General features: G+C 55.5%; 14 protein-coding genes. All 14 read right to left on the bottom strand.

All coding sequences use genetic code 11. The features are described from left to right. Positions 1 to 28: 28 nt before the first annotated feature. Positions 29 to 1,093: an undecaprenyldiphospho-muramoylpentapeptide beta-N-acetylglucosaminyltransferase gene (gene murG, locus U9O48_RS03820; protein ID WP_285146000.1), complete on the bottom strand. Its 1,065-nt coding sequence runs from the start codon at positions 1,091 to 1,093 to the stop codon at positions 29 to 31. After that, positions 1,090 to 2,334, bottom strand: a complete 1,245-nt coding sequence (ftsW, locus tag U9O48_RS03815; RefSeq protein WP_095280772.1) for a cell division protein FtsW — start codon at positions 2,332 to 2,334, stop codon at positions 1,090 to 1,092. Before ftsW ends, murG begins: the two co-directional genes overlap by 4 nt. Next, positions 2,334 to 3,650, bottom strand: coding sequence for a UDP-N-acetylmuramoyl-L-alanine--D-glutamate ligase (gene murD, locus U9O48_RS03810; protein WP_285150656.1), 1,317 nt, complete (start codon positions 3,648 to 3,650; stop codon positions 2,334 to 2,336). The genes ftsW and murD overlap by 1 nt, the downstream gene beginning before the upstream one ends. 2 nt (positions 3,651 to 3,652) lie before the next feature. After that, positions 3,653 to 4,735, bottom strand: a complete 1,083-nt coding sequence (mraY, locus tag U9O48_RS03805; RefSeq protein ID WP_095280770.1) for a phospho-N-acetylmuramoyl-pentapeptide-transferase — start codon at positions 4,733 to 4,735, stop codon at positions 3,653 to 3,655. Beyond that, positions 4,729 to 6,087: a UDP-N-acetylmuramoyl-tripeptide--D-alanyl-D-alanine ligase gene (gene murF / locus U9O48_RS03800; protein ID WP_285150655.1), complete on the bottom strand. Its 1,359-nt coding sequence runs from the start codon at positions 6,085 to 6,087 to the stop codon at positions 4,729 to 4,731. Before murF ends, mraY begins: the two co-directional genes overlap by 7 nt. Further along, entirely contained in the window at positions 6,084 to 7,571 is a 1,488-nt protein-coding gene (gene murE / locus U9O48_RS03795; RefSeq protein WP_285150654.1) for a UDP-N-acetylmuramoyl-L-alanyl-D-glutamate--2,6-diaminopimelate ligase, read from the bottom strand. Before murE ends, murF begins: the two co-directional genes overlap by 4 nt. Beyond that, entirely contained in the window at positions 7,558 to 9,324 is a 1,767-nt protein-coding gene (locus U9O48_RS03790; RefSeq protein WP_282491645.1) for a peptidoglycan glycosyltransferase FtsI, read from the bottom strand. The genes murE and U9O48_RS03790 overlap by 14 nt, the downstream gene beginning before the upstream one ends. 15 nt (positions 9,325 to 9,339) lie before the next feature. Further along, positions 9,340 to 9,705 carry a cell division protein FtsL gene (gene ftsL / locus U9O48_RS03785; RefSeq protein WP_014068894.1) on the bottom strand — a complete coding sequence of 122 codons (366 nt, stop codon included), beginning with the start codon at positions 9,703 to 9,705 and terminating at the stop codon, positions 9,340 to 9,342. Further along, on the bottom strand, positions 9,702 to 10,643 hold the full coding sequence (gene rsmH, locus U9O48_RS03780; RefSeq protein ID WP_282491644.1) for a 16S rRNA (cytosine(1402)-N(4))-methyltransferase RsmH: 942 nt from the start codon (positions 10,641 to 10,643) through the stop codon (positions 9,702 to 9,704). Before rsmH ends, ftsL begins: the two co-directional genes overlap by 4 nt. Before the next feature lie 2 nt (positions 10,644 to 10,645). Continuing rightward, the gene (mraZ, locus tag U9O48_RS03775) at positions 10,646 to 11,104 is read right to left on the bottom strand and encodes a division/cell wall cluster transcriptional repressor MraZ (RefSeq protein WP_282491643.1); all 459 of its coding nucleotides are present in this window, start codon (positions 11,102 to 11,104) and stop codon (positions 10,646 to 10,648) included. Positions 11,105 to 11,704: 600 nt separating this feature from the next. Further along, positions 11,705 to 12,709 carry a catabolite repressor/activator gene (gene cra / locus U9O48_RS03770; RefSeq protein ID WP_282491642.1) on the bottom strand — a complete coding sequence of 335 codons (1,005 nt, stop codon included), beginning with the start codon at positions 12,707 to 12,709 and terminating at the stop codon, positions 11,705 to 11,707. 180 nt (positions 12,710 to 12,889) lie between these two features. Continuing rightward, positions 12,890 to 13,381 (bottom strand): acetolactate synthase small subunit, encoded by a 492-nt coding sequence (gene ilvN / locus U9O48_RS03765; protein ID WP_006173870.1) that lies wholly within the window; start codon positions 13,379 to 13,381, stop codon positions 12,890 to 12,892. Beyond that, positions 13,381 to 15,105, bottom strand: a complete 1,725-nt coding sequence (ilvI, locus tag U9O48_RS03760) for an acetolactate synthase 3 large subunit (RefSeq protein WP_285150653.1) — start codon at positions 15,103 to 15,105, stop codon at positions 13,381 to 13,383. The genes ilvN and ilvI overlap by 1 nt, the downstream gene beginning before the upstream one ends. A 386-nt stretch (positions 15,106 to 15,491) precedes the next feature. After that, a complete protein-coding gene (gene leuO, locus U9O48_RS03755) occupies positions 15,492 to 16,439 on the bottom strand; it encodes a transcriptional regulator LeuO (RefSeq protein WP_282491731.1) in 948 nt (315 codons plus the stop codon). Positions 16,440 to 16,989: the final 550 nt, after the last annotated feature.

Genomic DNA, 16,989 nt, shown 5'->3' with positions numbered 1-16,989 from the left:
TCGTGCAACGCAAAACGCGCTACAAGGGTTAAGCCTTTGCTGCCAGGCTCACTTCATTTGCCACCCGCTCGGTCGCATCCGGAATCGCCGTCGCGCGCGCGCGTTCGGCCATCTCCAGCAGCGTCGCCCGGTTCCAGCCCGCGAGGGTGGAAGCGACGGCGTCGGCGGTAAACTGTGGCTGCTCAAAAATTTTGGCGGCACCGGCTTTCTCAAGCGGTAACGCATTCCAGTACTGCTGTCGGTCTTTGTGCTGGAAAGGCACAAATACCGCTGGCAAACCCGCAGCGGCAATTTCACTGACCGTCAGCGCACCGGAACGACACACCACGACATCGGCCCAGGCATAGGCTGCCGCCATGTCGTCAATAAATTCAGTGACTTTATGCTGCGGCTGACCCGCCCCGGCATAAGCCTGTTCAACCGTTTGCTGCGCGCCCTTCCCGCTCTGATGCCAGATCGTGACGCTGTCGCCGAGCTTTGCGGCTACCTGCGGAAGGGTCTGGTTCAGGATCCGTGCGCCCTGCGAGCCACCAACGACCAGCACCCGAACCGGGCCTTCGCGCCCGATCAGACGCTCCTGCGGCAACGGTAACGCCAGCACATCAACGCGCACCGGGTTGCCCACCACGTCCGCTTTTGGAAACGCACCGGGGAAGGCCTGCATCACTTTGGTGGCAATTTTTGCCAGCCATTTGTTGGTCAACCCGGCGATACCGTTCTGCTCGTGCAGCACAACCGGAATGCCCAGCGACCAGGCCGCCAGTCCACCAGGACCGGAAACGTAACCGCCCATACCCAGTACCGCATCAGGTTTAAAGCGCTTCATGATCGCGCGCGCCTGACGCCAGGCGTTGAAGATGCGGACCGGAGCCAGCAGCTGCGCTTTGATGCCTTTGCCGCGCAAACCTGAAATCCGAATAAAGTCGATCTCGATACCGTGCTTCGGCACCAGATCGGCTTCCATGCGATCGGCGGTTCCCAGCCAGCGCACTTGCCAGCCTTGATCCATTAAATGGTGCGCAACCGCGAGCCCCGGGAAAACATGTCCGCCGGTACCGCCCGCCATCACCATTAACCGCTTCGGTTGATTCATCGTGAACCTCGTGTAAACGCCTGGGCTTTTTCCAGACGCGTCTCATAATCTATGCGTAACAAGAACATAATCGCTGTCGACATAATCAACAGACTCGAACCACCGTAACTGATCAGCGGCAACGTCAGGCCCTTCGTCGGCAACATACCCGCTGCCGCGCCAACGTTCACCAATGCCTGGAAGCTAAACCAGATACCAATTGAGCAGGCCAGGAAACCTGAGAAGCGGTGATCGATTTCCAGCGCTTTTCGGCCAATCGACATGGCGCGGAAAGCGACGAAGAATACCATTAAAAGTGCCAGTACCACACCGATATAACCCAGTTCTTCCCCAATAATGGAGAAGATGAAGTCGGTGTGTGCCTCCGGCAGATACTCCAGTTTTTGCACTGAATTGCCCAGCCCCTGGCCCCAGACCTCGCCTCGGCCAAAGGCCATCAGCGACTGAGTCAGCTGATAACCGCTGCCGAACGGATCTTCCCAAGGGTTCCAGAAAGAGGTCACACGGCGAATACGATACGGCTCGGCGAGGATCAGCAGAACCACGGCCGAGATGCCCATCCCGATAATCGCGATGAACTGCCACAGCTTCGCGCCCGCCAGGAACAGCATCGCCAGCGTGGTGACAAACAGTACCACCACCGTACCGAGGTCCGGCTGCGCCAGCAGAAGAACCGCCAGCACCAGAATCACGCCCATCGGTTTTAAGAAGCCGCGCAGGTTATTTCGGACTTCATCGACCTTGCGCACCAGGTAGTTGGCGAGATAGCAGAACAGCGACAGCTTGGTAAATTCCGCAGGCTGAATACGCAGCGGACCAAAAGCGATCCAGCGCGATGCCCCGTTCACCGAGCTCCCCACCACCAGCACGATCAGCAGCATAATGATGGAGGCAATCAGCATCGCGGTACTGTGGCGCTGCCAGAACTCCATCGGCAGACGCAGCGTGATCATCGCCAGACAGAACGCGAGGATGATGTACAAACCATCACGCTTGGCGAACAGGAAAGGATCGTTCGCCAGACGCTGCCCGACAGGCATCGAAGCCGAAGTCACCATGATGAAACCGACCGCCGCCAGGCCCAGGGTGAACCACAGCAGCGCACGGTCGTACATCACGAGGCTATCGGAATCTTTATCCCGCGAGCCCATCACCCAGCCTTTCAGCGCCGCAAACAGCCAGCCGAAGATACGCGATCCCGGCATACGCGGCATTCTCAGGCGAGGGAGAGATAAACGCATCAGCCTAACTCCCTCGCGAGGCGGGTAAAGAGATCACCACGCTGTTCGAAATTCTTAAACTGGTCGAGGCTGGCGCAGGCAGGAGACAGCAGCACCATATCGCCCGCTTTAACCAGAGGCGCGATCTGACGGATAGCCTGTTCCATGGTTTCGGTTTGCTGAGCTATCTCAGGGCGCAGTTCTGCCAGCTCAGCGCCGTCACGACCAAAGCAGTACAGGCGAATGTTATCGCCCGTCAGATACTGTTTCAGGGAGGAGAAATCGGCCGATTTGCCGTCGCCACCGAGCAACAGGTAGAGCGTGCCATCCACGCGCAGGCCGTTCAGCGCCGCTTCGGTGCTGCCCACGTTGGTGGCTTTTGAGTCGTTAATCCAGCGCACACCGTTGTGTTCCAGCGCCAGCTGGAAGCGGTGCGCCAGACCGGTAAAGGTGGTCAGGGCTTTCAGGCTGGTCGCACGCGGTAAGCCTGCCGCATCCGCCAGCGCCAGCGCCGCCAGGGCATTGGTGTAGTTGTGTTGGCCGGAAAGTTTCATCTCTTTCACGTTCAGCACTTTCTCGCCTTTCACCCGCAGCCAGGTTTCGCCCTGCTGATGATTCAGGTGATAGTCACCCATATTCACGCCAAAGCTGATGCAACGCTCGTCCGCGCCACGCACCGGCATGGTCAACGCATCGTCCGCGTTCACCACACACACTTTTGCGTTTTCATAGACGCGCAGTTTGGCCGCGCGATATTGCTGCAGACCAAACGGGTAGCGATCCATATGATCTTCCGTCACGTTCAGGATCGTGGCGGCCACGGCCTGCAGACTGGAGGTGGTTTCCAGCTGGAAGCTGGAGAGTTCAAGCACATACAGCTCGCGAGCCGGATCGAGCAGCATCAACGCTGGCAGGCCGATATTGCCGCCAACGCCGACGTTCACGCCCGCCGCTTTTGCCATGTCGCCGACCAGCGTCGTGACGGTGCTTTTTCCGTTAGAGCCGGTAATCGCTACGATCGGGGCCTGCGCTTCGCGGCAAAACAGTTCGATATCGCCGACAATCTCAACGCCCGCGTCCGCCGCCGCGTTTAAGGACGGATGCGCCAGCGCCATTCCAGGGCTTGCGACAATCAGATCGGCGGCAAGCAGCCAGGCATCATTCAGACCACCAAGGTGGCGTTCAACCTGTTCTGGCAACTTGTCCAGACCAGGCGGAGAAACACGCGTATCCATCACACGCGGCGTGACGCCGCGCCCGAGGAAAAAGTCCACGCAGGACAGGCCCGTAAGGCCTAACCCGATGACAACGACTTTTTTACCCTGGTAATCTGCCATGATTAACGTACCTTCAGCGTGGCCAGGCCAATCAGGACCAGCATCAGCGAAATAATCCAGAAGCGCACAATCACGCGCGGTTCCGGCCAGCCTTTCAGTTCATAGTGATGGTGAATCGGTGCCATACGGAAGATGCGCTGACCGCGCAGCTTGAAGGAGCCGACCTGCAAAATCACGGAAAGGGTTTCAACCACAAACACGCCGCCCATGATCACCAGCAGGAACTCCTGACGCAGCAGCACGGCGATAATGCCGAGCGCGCCGCCCAGCGCCAGCGAGCCGACGTCGCCCATAAAGACCTGCGCCGGATAGGTGTTGAACCACAGGAAGCCCAGCCCCGCGCCGACAATCGCCGTACAGACGATCACCAGCTCACCGGCGTGGCGCAGATAGGGAATATGCAGATAGCTGGCAAAGTTCATGTTACCGCTCGCCCACGCCACCAGCGCAAAACCACCGGCCACAAAGACGGTTGGCATAATCGCCAGGCCATCCAGACCATCGGTCAGGTTCACGGCGTTGCCGGTACCGACAATCACGAAGTAGGCCAGCAGGATGTAGAACAGCCCCAGCTGAGGCATCACGTCTTTGAAGAACGGCACCACCAGCTCGGTCGCCGGAGTGTCTTTCCCTGCAAGGTAGAGCGCAAAGGCCACGCCGAGGGCAATCACCGACATCCAGAAGTATTTCCAGCGCGCAATCAGGCCCTTGGTGTCTTTACGCACGACTTTGCGATAGTCATCGACAAAACCGATAATGCCGTAGCCGATCAGCACGGTCAGTACGCACCAGACGTACGGGTTAGAGGGATACGCCCACAGCAGAACCGAGACGACAATGGCGGTCAGGATCATGATCCCGCCCATGGTTGGCGTACCGCGTTTGCTGAAGTGCGATTCCGGACCGTCGTTACGCACAACCTGACCAAAGGAGAGCTTTTGCAGACGGGCGATCATGCGCGGGCCCATCCACAGAGAGATGAACAGCGCGGTCAGCAGGCTGACGATGGCGCGAAACGTCAAATAGGAAAAGACGTTAAAGCCTGAATAATATTTGACCAAATGTTCAGCCAGCCAAACTAACATGTTCCGTTCTCCTGTAATGCGTGCACAACCTCTTCCATGGCGGCACTACGTGAACCTTTCACTAAAACCGTCACAATTTGGTGTTCTTCTACCAGTGTTTTAAGGCGCGTAATCAGCGCCGATTTATCAGCGAAATGTTCACCGACGCCACTCGCCTGGCTAATCGCCTGGCTCAAGGTTCCGGCGCTCAATACTCGATCAATTCCTGAAGCTTTCGCCGCTTCGCCGACCTGGATATGACAGGCTTCGCTCTCAACACCCAGCTCAGCCATGTCGCCCACGACCATCACGCGATAACCCGGCATCTCAGACAGCACCTGCACGGCGGCAGTCATCGAGCCGACGTTGGCGTTGTAGGAGTCATCCAGCAGCAGTTTGTTTTCTGCCAGCTGAACCGGGAACAGACGCCCCGGCACCGCTTTCAGATTCGCCAGACCCGCTTTGATCGCCTCGTGCGTGGCGCCGACCGCCATCGACAGCGCGGCCGCCGCCAGGGCGTTCGCGATATTGTGGCGACCCGGCAGCGGGAGTAACACGTCCACACCGCCCGTCGGGGTTTGCAGCGTAAATTCGGTGCCGTGCGAGGTCACGTGGATATTGGTCGCGGTGAAATCGCTGTTGGCCGCATTTGGCGAGAAGCGCCAGGTTTTGCGCGCGCCAATCACCTCTTTCCAGTTCAGCCAGTCGTTGTTATCGGCATTCATGATGGCGATGCCGTCTGTCGACAGACCGGTGTAAATCTCACCTTTGGCTTTTGCCACGCCTTCCAGCGAGCCAAAACCTTCAAGATGTGCGGCGGCGAGGTTATTGACTAACGCCGCTTCCGGACGCGTCAGGCCGACGGTCCAGGCAATTTCGCCCTGGTGGTTGGCGCCTAATTCAATCACGGCGTAGTCGTATTCTTTGGTCAGACGCAGGAGCGTCATCGGCACGCCGATATCGTTATTCAGATTGCCCGCCGTGTAGAGGGTGTTCCCGCACTGGCTCAGAATGGCCGCGGTCATCTCTTTCACGGAGGTTTTGCCGGAAGAACCGGTCAGCGCGACCACGCGCGCCGGAACCTGCTGACGCACCCAGGCCGCCAGCTCACCAAACGCCAGACGGGTGTCTTTCACCACAATCTGCGGCAGGTCGATATCAAGCTTACGGCTCACCAGCAGTGCGCCCGCGCCGTTTGCTTTCGCCTGATCGGCAAAATCGTGCGCGTCAAAGCGCTCGCCTTTCAGCGCCACAAACAGACAGCCCGCGGTGATTTTGCGAGTGTCAGTCGTGACGGCATCAATAGTCAGATCCTGACCCTGCAGCTCGCCCTTGAGCACAGAGGCAGCCTGGCTTAGCGTTAAGCTAATCATGCCACCACTCCCAGCAGACGTGCCGCGGTGACGCGGTCGGAATAGTCGAGACGACGCGCGCCGACAATCTGGTAATCTTCGTGGCCTTTACCGGCCAGCAGCACCACGTCATTCTCTTTGGCCTGCATGATGGTGTTCGTCACCGCTTCTGCGCGGCCTTCCATCACACGCGCATGCCCGGCATCGAGCATACCTGCGAGAATATCGTTGATGATCGCGCGCGGCTCTTCGGTACGCGGGTTGTCATCGGTGACAACCGGGATATCGGCGAACTCCTCGGCAATCGCTCCCATAAGTGGGCGCTTACCTTTGTCGCGATCGCCGCCGCAGCCGAAGACGCACCACAGTTTACCGGTGCAGTGCAGACGTGCCGCCTGCAGCGCTTTTTCCAGCGCGTCCGGAGTGTGGGCATAATCAACGACGACCGTCGGTTTGCCCGGTGCGGTAAACACTTCCATACGGCCACAAACGGGTTGCAGACGCGCGGCGGTTTTCAGCAGATCGGCCAGCGGATAGCCCAGCGCCAGCAACGTGGCCAGCGCCAGCAGCAGGTTGCTGACGTTAAACGCGCCCATCAGGCGGCTTTCAATTTCGCCTTCGCCCCAGGAGGAGTCAAAGCGGATCGTCGCCCCGCTGTCGTGATAATTCACGTCCGTCGCCTTCAGCCAGCGGCCATGGCAGTTCGGATTAATATGGTCTTCCATCGACACGGCAACCGCATCCGGCAGCTTCGCCAGCCAGCGGCGGCCCACTTCGTCGTCGGCGTTCACAATCGCCTGACCGCAGTGGTGAGTGGAGTACAGCAGCCATTTCGCGGCTTCGTAGCTTTCCATGTCGCCGTGATAGTCGAGGTGATCGCGGCTCAGGTTGGTAAACACCGATGCGGCAAATTTCAGCGCGGCCACACGGTGCTGGACCAGGCCGTGAGAAGAGACTTCCATCGCGGCAAAGGTCGCGCCCTGCCCTGCCAGACCGGCAAGCACATGCTGCACGTCGACTGCAGAGCCGGTGGTGTTTTCCGTCGGGTTCACTTTACCCAGCAAACCGTTGCCGACGGTACCCATCACCGCGCTGGTTTCACCCAGCAGCTCGGCCCACTGCGCCATCAACTGCGTGGTGGTGGTTTTACCGTTGGTGCCCGTCACGCCAACCAGACGCAGCTGATCGGACGGCTCATCGTAAAAACGTCCCGCCAGAGCGGAAAGGCGTTCATTCAACTGGCTGAGATAGATGACCGGCACGCCGTGAATTTCACGCACTTCGCCATCGGTTGCTTCATCTTTTGCCTCAGCAATAATGGCAGCTACACCTTGCGCTATCGCCTGCGGGATATACCGACGCCCGTCCGCCTGATGACCGACTACTGCTACAAAAAGATCGCCCGACGCAGCCACACGGCTGTCGAGTACCATCTCTCGCAGTGCTCGCGCGGGCAGCGTTTGCACCCACGGAGCAAGAAGGTCGCGCAAATTACGATCTGCCACCTGTTCCCTCGCCTTGATTAGTTACAAATTCATTTTTATCGCCCGTGTCCAGCGCATCAGGCTCGATGTTCATGGTACGCAGAACACCGCCCATGATGGCACCGAACACTGGCGCGGAGACGGCGCCGCCGTAGTATTTACCCGCCTGTGGATCGTTAATGACGACCACCAGCGCAAAACGCGGATTACTGGCAGGCGCGACGCCTGCGGTATAAGCAATGTATTTGTTGATGTAGCGGCCATCTGGCCCCACTTTTTTCGCGGTACCGGTTTTAATCGCGATGCGATAGCCCTTGATGGCGGCTTTGACGCCACCGCCGCCCGGCAGGGCGACGCTCTCCATCATGTGCACGACGGTACGTACGGTGGCTTCCGGGAAGATACGCTCGCCGGGAACCGGTGGATCAACTTTGGTAATCGACAGCGGGCGATAGACGCCATAGCTGCCAATCGTTGCGTAGACTCGCGCTAACTGTAACGGCGTTACCATTAGCCCGTAGCCGAAAGAGAAGGTGGCCCTCTCTATGTCAGACCACCGTTGTTTTTGAGGATATAAGCCACTGCGTTCTCCGACCAACCCCAAATTGGTCGCCTTTCCTAGCCCAAAACGTGAGTAAGTCTCTACTAACGCTGAGGACGGCATCGCTAACGCCAGCTTAGAAACACCGACGTTACTCGACTTCTGCAAAACCCCGGTGAGGGTCAATTCGCTGTAACGCGCCACGTCTTTGATTTCGTGACCGTTAATTCGGTAAGGGATCGTATTCAGAACGGTATTTTCGTTGACGATGCCGCGCTGCAGGGCGGTCATCACCACCATCGGTTTGACGGTCGAACCGGGTTCGAAGACGTCGGTGATGGTACGGTTACGCATCACATCTTTCTGCGTCCCCGTCAGGTTGTTCGGGTTGTAGGACGGGCTGTTCGCCATCGCCAGTACTTCACCGGTGCTGACATCCACCAGCACGGCACTGCCGGATTCGGCTTTGTTGAACGCTACGGCATTGTTCAGCTCGCGATACACCAGCGCCTGCAGACGTTCGTCGATACTCAGGGCCAGGTTATGCGCGGCCTGGCTGTCGGTTGAGGAGATATCCTCGATGACACGCCCGTAGCGGTCTTTACGCACCACACGTTCGCCCGGCTGGCCCGTCAGCCATTTATCAAAGCTTTTTTCGACCCCTTCGATCCCCTGACTATCGACGTTAGTGAAGCCAATGAGGTGAGCGGTCACTTCTCCCGACGGGTAATAACGGCGTGACTCTTCACGCAGATGAATGCCCGGCAGTTTCAATTTTTTGATGTAGTCGGCCATGTCAGGGTTAACCTGACGCGCCAGATAGATAAAGCGCCCTTTCGGGTTAGCGTTCACGCGCGCCGCCATCTGGTCGAGAGGCATTTTCAGCGCATCGGCCAGCGCCTTCCAGCGGTTATCGAGGGTCACGCCGCCAGCATCGTGGAGCTCTTTCGGATCGGCCCAGATCGCTTTCACCGGCACACTCACCGCCAGTGGACGACCGGAACGATCGGTGATCAGACCGCGCGATGTTGCCACTTCCTGCACGCGCAGGGAACGCATGTCACCCTGGCGCACCAGCATGTCAGGAGCGATGATCTGCAACCACGCCGCACGGCCCAGCAGGAACACCAGCGCCAGTAAAATACAGCCACAAAGCAACGCAAAACGCCAACTGACAAAGTTGGCCTGTTCTTCCTGACGTTTCGGTTTTTGCGTTTTCGCCGCTGCTCTCATGCGTCGCGTGTTCCCTTATTTTTGTACTACGATATTTTCCTGAGAAGGATCAACATGCTGCAGCTGCAGCTTTTCCGTTGCGATCCGTTCAACCCGGCTGTGATCGCCGAGCGCGTTTTCTTCAAGAATCAGGTTTCGCCATTCGATATCCAGCGCATCGCGTTCGAGCACCATCTGCTCGCGCTGCGCGGTTAATAAACGGGTATGGTGCGCGGTGGTCACCACCGTCACAGCCGTCACAATGATGCAAATGAACAGGCAGAGTGGCAGCTTCCCAAACCGCAAGAGATCGTCGCCGATCACGCCAGGCAAGGCATGGCGCTCGTTGCTTCCTAACGATCCTTTAACCTTGCTTAAGGTCTCTGTCACTCTGCTGATCATGCGTTCGTCCTCTCTGCGATACGCAGCACTGAACTACGGGCACGTGGATTCTCTGCCACCTCTTCTTCGCCCGGCATCAACTTGCCTAATACTCGCAACTGACGGCCGCCCAGCTTCCTGAGTTGTTCTTCCGTCATCGGCAGCCCAGCTGGCACTTGAGGACCGCGGCTTTGCTCACGCATAAAGCGCTTCACAATACGGTCTTCCAGCGAGTGGAAGCTGATGATGGATAACCGCCCACCTGGGGCCAGCACGCCGAGCGAGCTTTTTAGCGCCTGCTCTATCTCCTCCAGTTCACTGTTCACCCAGATGCGCACCGCCTGGAAGGTACGGGTCGCGGGATGTTTGAATTTGTCTTTGACCGGCGTTGCCGCGGTCACGACCTCTGCCAGCTCTTTGGTGCGGGTCATCGGTTCAATGCGATTACGCTCCACGATGCCGCGGGCAATACGTTTGCCGAAACGCTCTTCGCCGAAGGTTTTGATCACCCAGGCAATGTCGGCTTCGTCAGCGGTTTGCAGCCATTCGGCAGCAGACTGGCCGCGGGTCGGGTCCATACGCATGTCCAGCGGACCGTCGCGCATAAAGGAAAAACCGCGCTCTGCGTCATCAAGCTGGGGTGAAGAGACGCCAAGATCGAGAAGGATTCCGTCGATCTTGCCCGTCAGGCCGCGCTCGGCGACATAATCCGCCAGCGCAGAGAAAGGTCCATGGACGATGGAAAAGCGTGGATCATCGATGGTCTTCGCCACGGCAATAGCCTGCGGATCGCGATCGATTGCCAGTAAGCGGCCTTCCGCTCCCAGTTGGGAGAGGATCAGACGCGAGTGACCACCGCGACCAAATGTTCCATCGATATAGATGCCATCAGGACGAATATTCAGGCCGTTGACGGCCTCATCCAGTAGCACCGTTGTATGTTTATAATTTTCCATCATATTTATAGAGACAAGTCCTGCAGCCTGTCCGAAAGCACTACGGATTCAGACTGCTCAGCGTCGATATCTTCCTTGACCTGTTGATACCAGGTCGTTTCATCCCACAGTTCAAACTTATTGAACTGCCCGACCAGCATCACTTCTTTCGTCAGACCAGCATGTTGCCGTAACACAGGGGCTATCAATAAACGTCCTGCGTTATCCATCTGACATTCACTGGCATGTCCCAATAACAACCGCTGTACGCGGCGTTCCTGCGGATTCATGCTCGACAGTCGCGACAGCTTTTGCTCAATAATTTCCCACTCGGGTAAGGTGTAAAGCAGCAGGCAGGGGTGGTTGATGTCAATGGTGCAAACCATTTGACCCGAAGCGTTTTCGATCAGCTGATCGCGATATCGGGTTGGTACCGATAAACGCCCCTTGCTGTCGAGATTGACTAACGCCGCCCCACGGAACATGCCAGCCTCACCCCTTATCACCACTTTAACCCACAAATTCCCACATAAAGGAGTTTACGGAGCGAAGGAAAAGCTTGTCAAGCCAGGACTACCGCGATAAGGGCATGGATGCCACCTATTTACGGACATAACCCAACTTGATTAATAACTGCACAACTAACGAGGCAAAATTAACGTCATGAATATTTGTAAGAAAAAAAACAAATAGACCCATGGGCGTTAAAATTCACTCCATACCACCACGGGCAAATATAAAGTGTCAGTTTGCGACGCGGGCGGCATTTTAAGACATTACGCACGGGGATAACAGCGCCAGATTCACCGGAGAAGCCAGAAGAGACAAGACCTGGCGCGCAGGCCGGAGTCAGAGAGGAAAAAACGGCTGATAATTCAGCGCGGGAATGGCCTTTGTAACAAAACAATACAAAAAATAGCGATAACTGTTGCCGAAATAACCTTAAAAAGCACTCGAAGAAAGCAAAAAGAATTAAGACGAATAGCAGGCTATGATTCTTAGAGAATTATCTTAATTTTAGTCAGGATATTATTTGACGTGATAATGAGAAACAGTCAGGGCAGTTAACCTGCCCTGATGTGTGATTAATGACGGCTTAACACGCCGCGACGGTAGAGATTACGTTTGATACGCGTCAGTCCCGGCTTTGGCTTACGCGGTTCATCGAGGCTCGCCAGCACGATCTCCAGCACCCGTTCGGCCACATCACGATGACGCTGAGCGACGGCCAGCACCGGGCATTGCAGAAAGTCGAGCAGTTCGTTATCACCAAAGGTGGCAATCGCCAGTTCGGAAGGGAGTTTCCCTTCGCGGCGCAGCGTCACGTCCATCACGCCCTGTAACAGCGCGAAAGAGGTGGTGAACAACGCCTGCGGCATCGGGTGCGTCTCAAGCCACTTTTCAAATAGCTGAGCAGCGGCTTCGCGCTCGTAACTGTTAGCGTAGAGGTAGTGCACCTCGCGCGGATCGTCTTTCCAGGCGGTACGGAACCCCTGCTCGCGCAGGAAGCTGACGGAGAGCTCTGGCAGCGCGCCGAGATAGAGGACGGTTTCCGCCGGGAAAGTTCTTAGCTCAGCGGCCAGCATCTCGGCATCGTCTTGATCGGCACCCACCACGCTTGTGAAGTGTTCGCGGTCGAGCGCACGATCGAGCGCCACAATCGGGAACGAACCATTCGCCCAGCGCTGGTAGAAAGGATGCTCAGGCGGCAGAGAGGTCGACACAATAATCGCGTCGACCTGGCGCTGCAGCAGGTGTTCAATGCAGCGCATCTCGTTATCGGGCTGATCTTCCGAGCAGGCGATCAGCAGCTGATAGCCACGCTGACGCGCCTGACGTTCGAGATAGTTCGCAATGCGTGTGTAGCTGGTGTTCTCCAGATCCGGGATCACCAGACCAATAGAGCGGGTGCGCCCGGCACGTAACCCGGCCGCGACAGCGTTCGGATGGTAGTTATGCTCACGAACCACCGCCATCACTTTTTCAACGGTTTTGTCGCTAACACGGTACTGCTTTGCTTTACCGTTAATCACATAGCTCGCCGTAGTTCGTGACACGCCGGCTAGCCGGGCGATTTCATCCAGTTTCACAATTGCCCCTTAAACGAAATAAAAGAGTCCATGGCCTTGTCAGGTTTATGGTTATATCTTTTAACATCTAAACGCAGAATAGTTCTTGCGGCAACCGCTTTTATTGTCCTTAGGCGGTGTTTAGGCAAAAAAAAGCCCGGCTTTGCAGACCGGGCTGAAAGAGGCGAACTTTTTTGGTCGTTAGCGCATGATTTTATCACCGCGGGACAAGCCCACGATGCCTGAGCGCGCGACCTCGACAATTTTTGCTACATCGCGAACGGAAGCCAGAAAGGCATCGAGCTTATCGCTGGTTCCGGCAAGCTGAACGGTATAGATAGAGGGTGTCACGTCGATGATTTGCCCACGGAAGATATCCGTATTGCGCTTAACCTCTTCGCGTCCGTATCCGCTGGCCTGAATTTTCACCAGCATCACTTCACGCTCGACGTACGCCCCCTGCCCTAATTCACTCACTCGCAGCACATCCACTAATTTATGCAGCTGCTTTTCAATTTGCTCAAGCACTTTCGCATCGCCGACGGTCTGGATAGTCATCCGCGACAGGGTCGGATCGTCGGTCGGTGCCACGGTCAGGCTTTCAATGTTGTAGCCGCGCTGCGCAAAGAGCCCAATGACGCGCGACAGCGCGCCAGATTCGTTTTCCAGGAGTACAGATAATATCCTGCGCATCAGGTTCTCTCCGTTTTGCTTAACCACATTTCATCCATACCGCCGCCGCGGATATGCATCGGATAGACGTGCTCCGTTCCATCGACGATGACATCCACAAAGACCAGGCGATTGTTCCTGACGTGCTCCAGCGCTTCGCCGAGCTTCGCTTCCAGCTCTTTTGGATCGCTGACGCGAATACCGACGTGACCGTAGGCTTCCGCCACCCGTACAAAGTCCGGCAACGATTTCATATAGGATTGCGAATGGCGTCCGGAGTAGATCATGTCCTGCCACTGCTTCACCATCCCCAGATAGCCGTTGTTAAGGTTCAGCACCAGTACCGGCAGATCGTATTGCAGTGCGGTGGAGAGCTCCTGAATGTTCATCTGGATACTGCCATCACCGGTGACGCACACCACCGTTTCATTTGGCAGCGCCAGCTTCACGCCTAAGGCAGCGGGCAGACCGAAGCCCATGGTTCCGAGGCCGCCGGAGTTTATCCAGCGACGCGGTTTATCAAACGGATAATAGAGGGCAGCAAACATCTGGTGCTGACCGACATCAGAGGTGACGTAGGCATCGCCCTGGGTCAAGCGCCAGATCGTTTCGATCACCGCCTGCGGCTTGATGTGTTCGCTCTGAGTGTCGTATTTCAGACACTGACGGCCACGCCACTGCTCAATCTGCTGCCACCAGTCGCGAATATCATCCAGCGGCTGTGCAGGAGCGTCATGCGCCAATAGCTCCAGCATTTGTTCCAGAACCTGCAAAGCATCGCCCACGATCGGCACATCGGCAGGAACGGTTTTAGAGATAGAGGTCGGGTCGATATCGATATGCAGCACCGTCGCATTCGGGCAGTACTTCGCCAGATTGTTGGTGGTGCGATCGTCAAAGCGCACCCCGACGGCAAAAATCACATCGGAGTTATGCATGGTCATGTTGGCTTCATAGGTGCCATGCATCCCCAGCATACCCAGCGCCTGACGGTGCGTAGCCGGAAATGCGCCCAGCCCCATCAATGACGATGCGACAGGTAGGTTCAGCTTTTCGATTAGCTCACGAAGCTGCGCATGGCAATGGGCGTTCACCGCACCGCCACCCACATATACCACCGGTTTTTTCGCGGCGACCAGCGTCTGCAGCGCGCGTTTGATTTGACCTTTATGTCCCTGCGTCGTGGGATTATAAGAGCGCATGCTCACGGAATCAGGCCAGACGTACGGCAGTTTGTTGGCCGGATTGAGAATATCTTTGGGTAAATCGACAACAACCGGGCCAGGACGGCCACTGGCGGCCAGCCAGAAGGCTTTTTTCAGCACGCCCGGAATGTCTTCCGTTTGTTTGACCAGGAAGCTGTGCTTCACCACCGGGCGGGAGATCCCGACCATGTCGCACTCCTGAAAGGCGTCGTAGCCAATCAGCGAGGTGGCAACCTGTCCGGATAAAATGACCAGCGGGATGGAATCCATATAGGCAGTCGCAATGCCGGTAATGGCGTTGGTGGCTCCTGGGCCCGAGGTGACCAGCACCACGCCCACTTCCCCGGTGGCACGCGCCAGACCGTCAGCCATATGTACGGCGGCTTGCTCATGGCGCACCAGTACATGATCAATACCGCCCACGGTGTGTAACGCATCGTAAATATCGAGGACCGCGCCTCCGGGATAGCCGAATACTTGCTTGACGCCCTGATCGATAAGCGACCGGACGACCATTTCGGCGCCAGACAACATCTCCATGGTTTGCCTCCAGGCTTCTTGTTGTTATAGACGAACACAGGAATTCATTTCCTCGCCGTCTTGCTGACCAGGGTTGCCCCTGTCTTACATTTTTGCAGAGTGACCTTCACCTTAACCGCTCCCTATGAGGCAGGCAATCAGCAAACGGAGGCGTGAAAAAGGGACTAAAAGCAGAATACACAGGGATTATGACAAGATATGGTGAATTCCACTGGAATACACTTTGGCGATGATGATTCGTCGCTTAAAAAGAGACTGAATCAGTAATTCATCTATTTTTGCGCGGTAAAACACGAAGGGAAAAATTCATGACAGGATAAAATACTACCACTGGAAATAAAGGCAGGATAAACCGGATGATTTCCACCGATTTATCCTGATGGCGATTAACGCCGGCAAACGCTCACCAATAACTCTTCCATCCACTGATGGCCTTTATCTCGCCCTGCAGCCTCGTGCCAGGAAAGATAACAGGTGCGACTATTTAGTTTCAGCGGCAGCGATAATATTTGCAGATTGAGCTGGGAGGAGAACTCTTCCGCCAGCCAACGAGGGGCAATGGCCACCAGGTGCGTCTGCGAAACGATATTCAACACGCTCACCATGGCCATTCCCTGGTATGCCACGCTGGCTTGTTTATCCGGGGTATCGTACCAGGGCTGGCTAAATGAGGCGTAGCGATCAAGCGCCACCACCGCATGCTGTTCATTATAAACATCGCTTTCCAGCAGCGGACCATTAATGCGCGGATGGGTTTTGCTGGCGACTAACACCATTTCATCTTTGAACAAGGGAACGCAAGAAAATTCCGGGCGACGAAACTCTTCATAGCCAAGAACAAATTCTGTTTCCTGATAACGAAGCTGATGCTCAGTGTTTTGATTTAAGGATGACTTAAATATCAGATGAATATTAGGCGCGATGGCCTCGACTTTATTATAGATAACGGAAGTCAGATAATTATCCAGCGGACTGCACACGCAAAGGTGGAAAACACGTTCACTGCTTAGAGGTTCGAATCCGGACCCTGGCAACTCATTCTGGACCAGCTGCAACGCCTGACGCACGGAGGCAAAAAGCTGATAGGCTCTGGCGGTAGGCTGGATCCCGCGGCCATAGCGGACGAAGAGTTCATCGTTAAACATCAGTTTAAGTCTGGCAACGGCATTACTGACGGCAGGCTGAGACATCCCTAAAGACTGCGCGGCTCGGGTAATATTCTGTTCCTGCATAACAGCATCAAAAACGGTTAATAAGTTAAGATCTACCGTACGCAGTTGCGGCCTGGTCCCTTCACTTGTCGTGTGAGGCTGATCATTTCTTTTTTCTAACATATCTAACTCCACTGTCACGCTAAACTCCCTTTGCCTTAGTGCAGAAATAACTTTTAAAAATATTATTTATCATGCAGATAAAACCAGAAAAAGAGAAAAGTTTAAAATTCGGAATATATAAAATGCTTATGCCAAATAACAGGTGCAGGTATACACGAGTTCAAGCGATAAGGAACCAAGCAATAACCAGAACATTAGGATTTGAATGAAACCATAAATCCAATGAATAAACAATAAGCCTTCCGGTAAACAAATATTTAAGTTTTATTAAACTATTCAACATGACCAACGTCTGTTGGTTAACAATCCATTATCATTGGTGGACTTTCATTCACTCACTGCGTATCTGAAAAAATCACAACCCAATGAATTTAATGACTTTAGCAGTAGCACCGCAAACACATTTGGTCATGATTAATTGAAACGAATTATATTAAATTTATTTTCAATCATTATTTAAAGTCCAAAAGTAGACAATTTAAATAAGCTCTGTAGCAAAACCCAGCACAATACGCTAAAGCAGAAATCCGATTGTCATGACGGTTTGAGG

It is taken from the genome of Lelliottia sp. JS-SCA-14, assembly GCF_035593345.1.
In the GTDB taxonomy this organism is placed as follows: domain Bacteria; phylum Pseudomonadota; class Gammaproteobacteria; order Enterobacterales; family Enterobacteriaceae; genus Enterobacter; species Enterobacter wanjuensis.
This window is presented reverse-complemented; position numbering and strand designations above follow the sequence as displayed.

Bases quoted from the DNA above. Each gene is read 5' to 3' on its own strand.
- ftsW (WP_095280772.1), bottom strand. From the start codon at position 2,334: ATGCGTTTATCTCTCCCTCGCCTGAGAATGCCGCGTATGCCGGGATCG.
- ilvI (WP_285150653.1), bottom strand. From the start codon at position 15,105: ATGGAGATGTTGTCTGGCGCCGAAATGGTCGTCCGGTCGCTTATCGAT.
- rsmH (WP_282491644.1), bottom strand. From the start codon at position 10,643: ATGATGGAAAATTATAAACATACAACGGTGCTACTGGATGAGGCCGTC.
- murG (WP_285146000.1), bottom strand. From the start codon at position 1,093: ATGAATCAACCGAAGCGGTTAATGGTGATGGCGGGCGGTACCGGCGGA.
- murF (WP_285150655.1), bottom strand. From the start codon at position 6,087: ATGATTAGCTTAACGCTAAGCCAGGCTGCCTCTGTGCTCAAGGGCGAG.
- ilvN (WP_006173870.1), bottom strand. From the start codon at position 13,381: ATGCGCAGGATATTATCTGTACTCCTGGAAAACGAATCTGGCGCGCTG.
- murD (WP_285150656.1), bottom strand. From the start codon at position 3,650: ATGGCAGATTACCAGGGTAAAAAAGTCGTTGTCATCGGGTTAGGCCTT.
- mraZ (WP_282491643.1), bottom strand. From the start codon at position 11,104: ATGTTCCGTGGGGCGGCGTTAGTCAATCTCGACAGCAAGGGGCGTTTA.
- ftsL (WP_014068894.1), bottom strand. From the start codon at position 9,705: ATGATCAGCAGAGTGACAGAGACCTTAAGCAAGGTTAAAGGATCGTTA.
- leuO (WP_282491731.1), bottom strand. From the start codon at position 16,439: ATGTTAGAAAAAAGAAATGATCAGCCTCACACGACAAGTGAAGGGACC.
- U9O48_RS03790 (WP_282491645.1), bottom strand. From the start codon at position 9,324: ATGAGAGCAGCGGCGAAAACGCAAAAACCGAAACGTCAGGAAGAACAG.
- mraY (WP_095280770.1), bottom strand. From the start codon at position 4,735: ATGTTAGTTTGGCTGGCTGAACATTTGGTCAAATATTATTCAGGCTTT.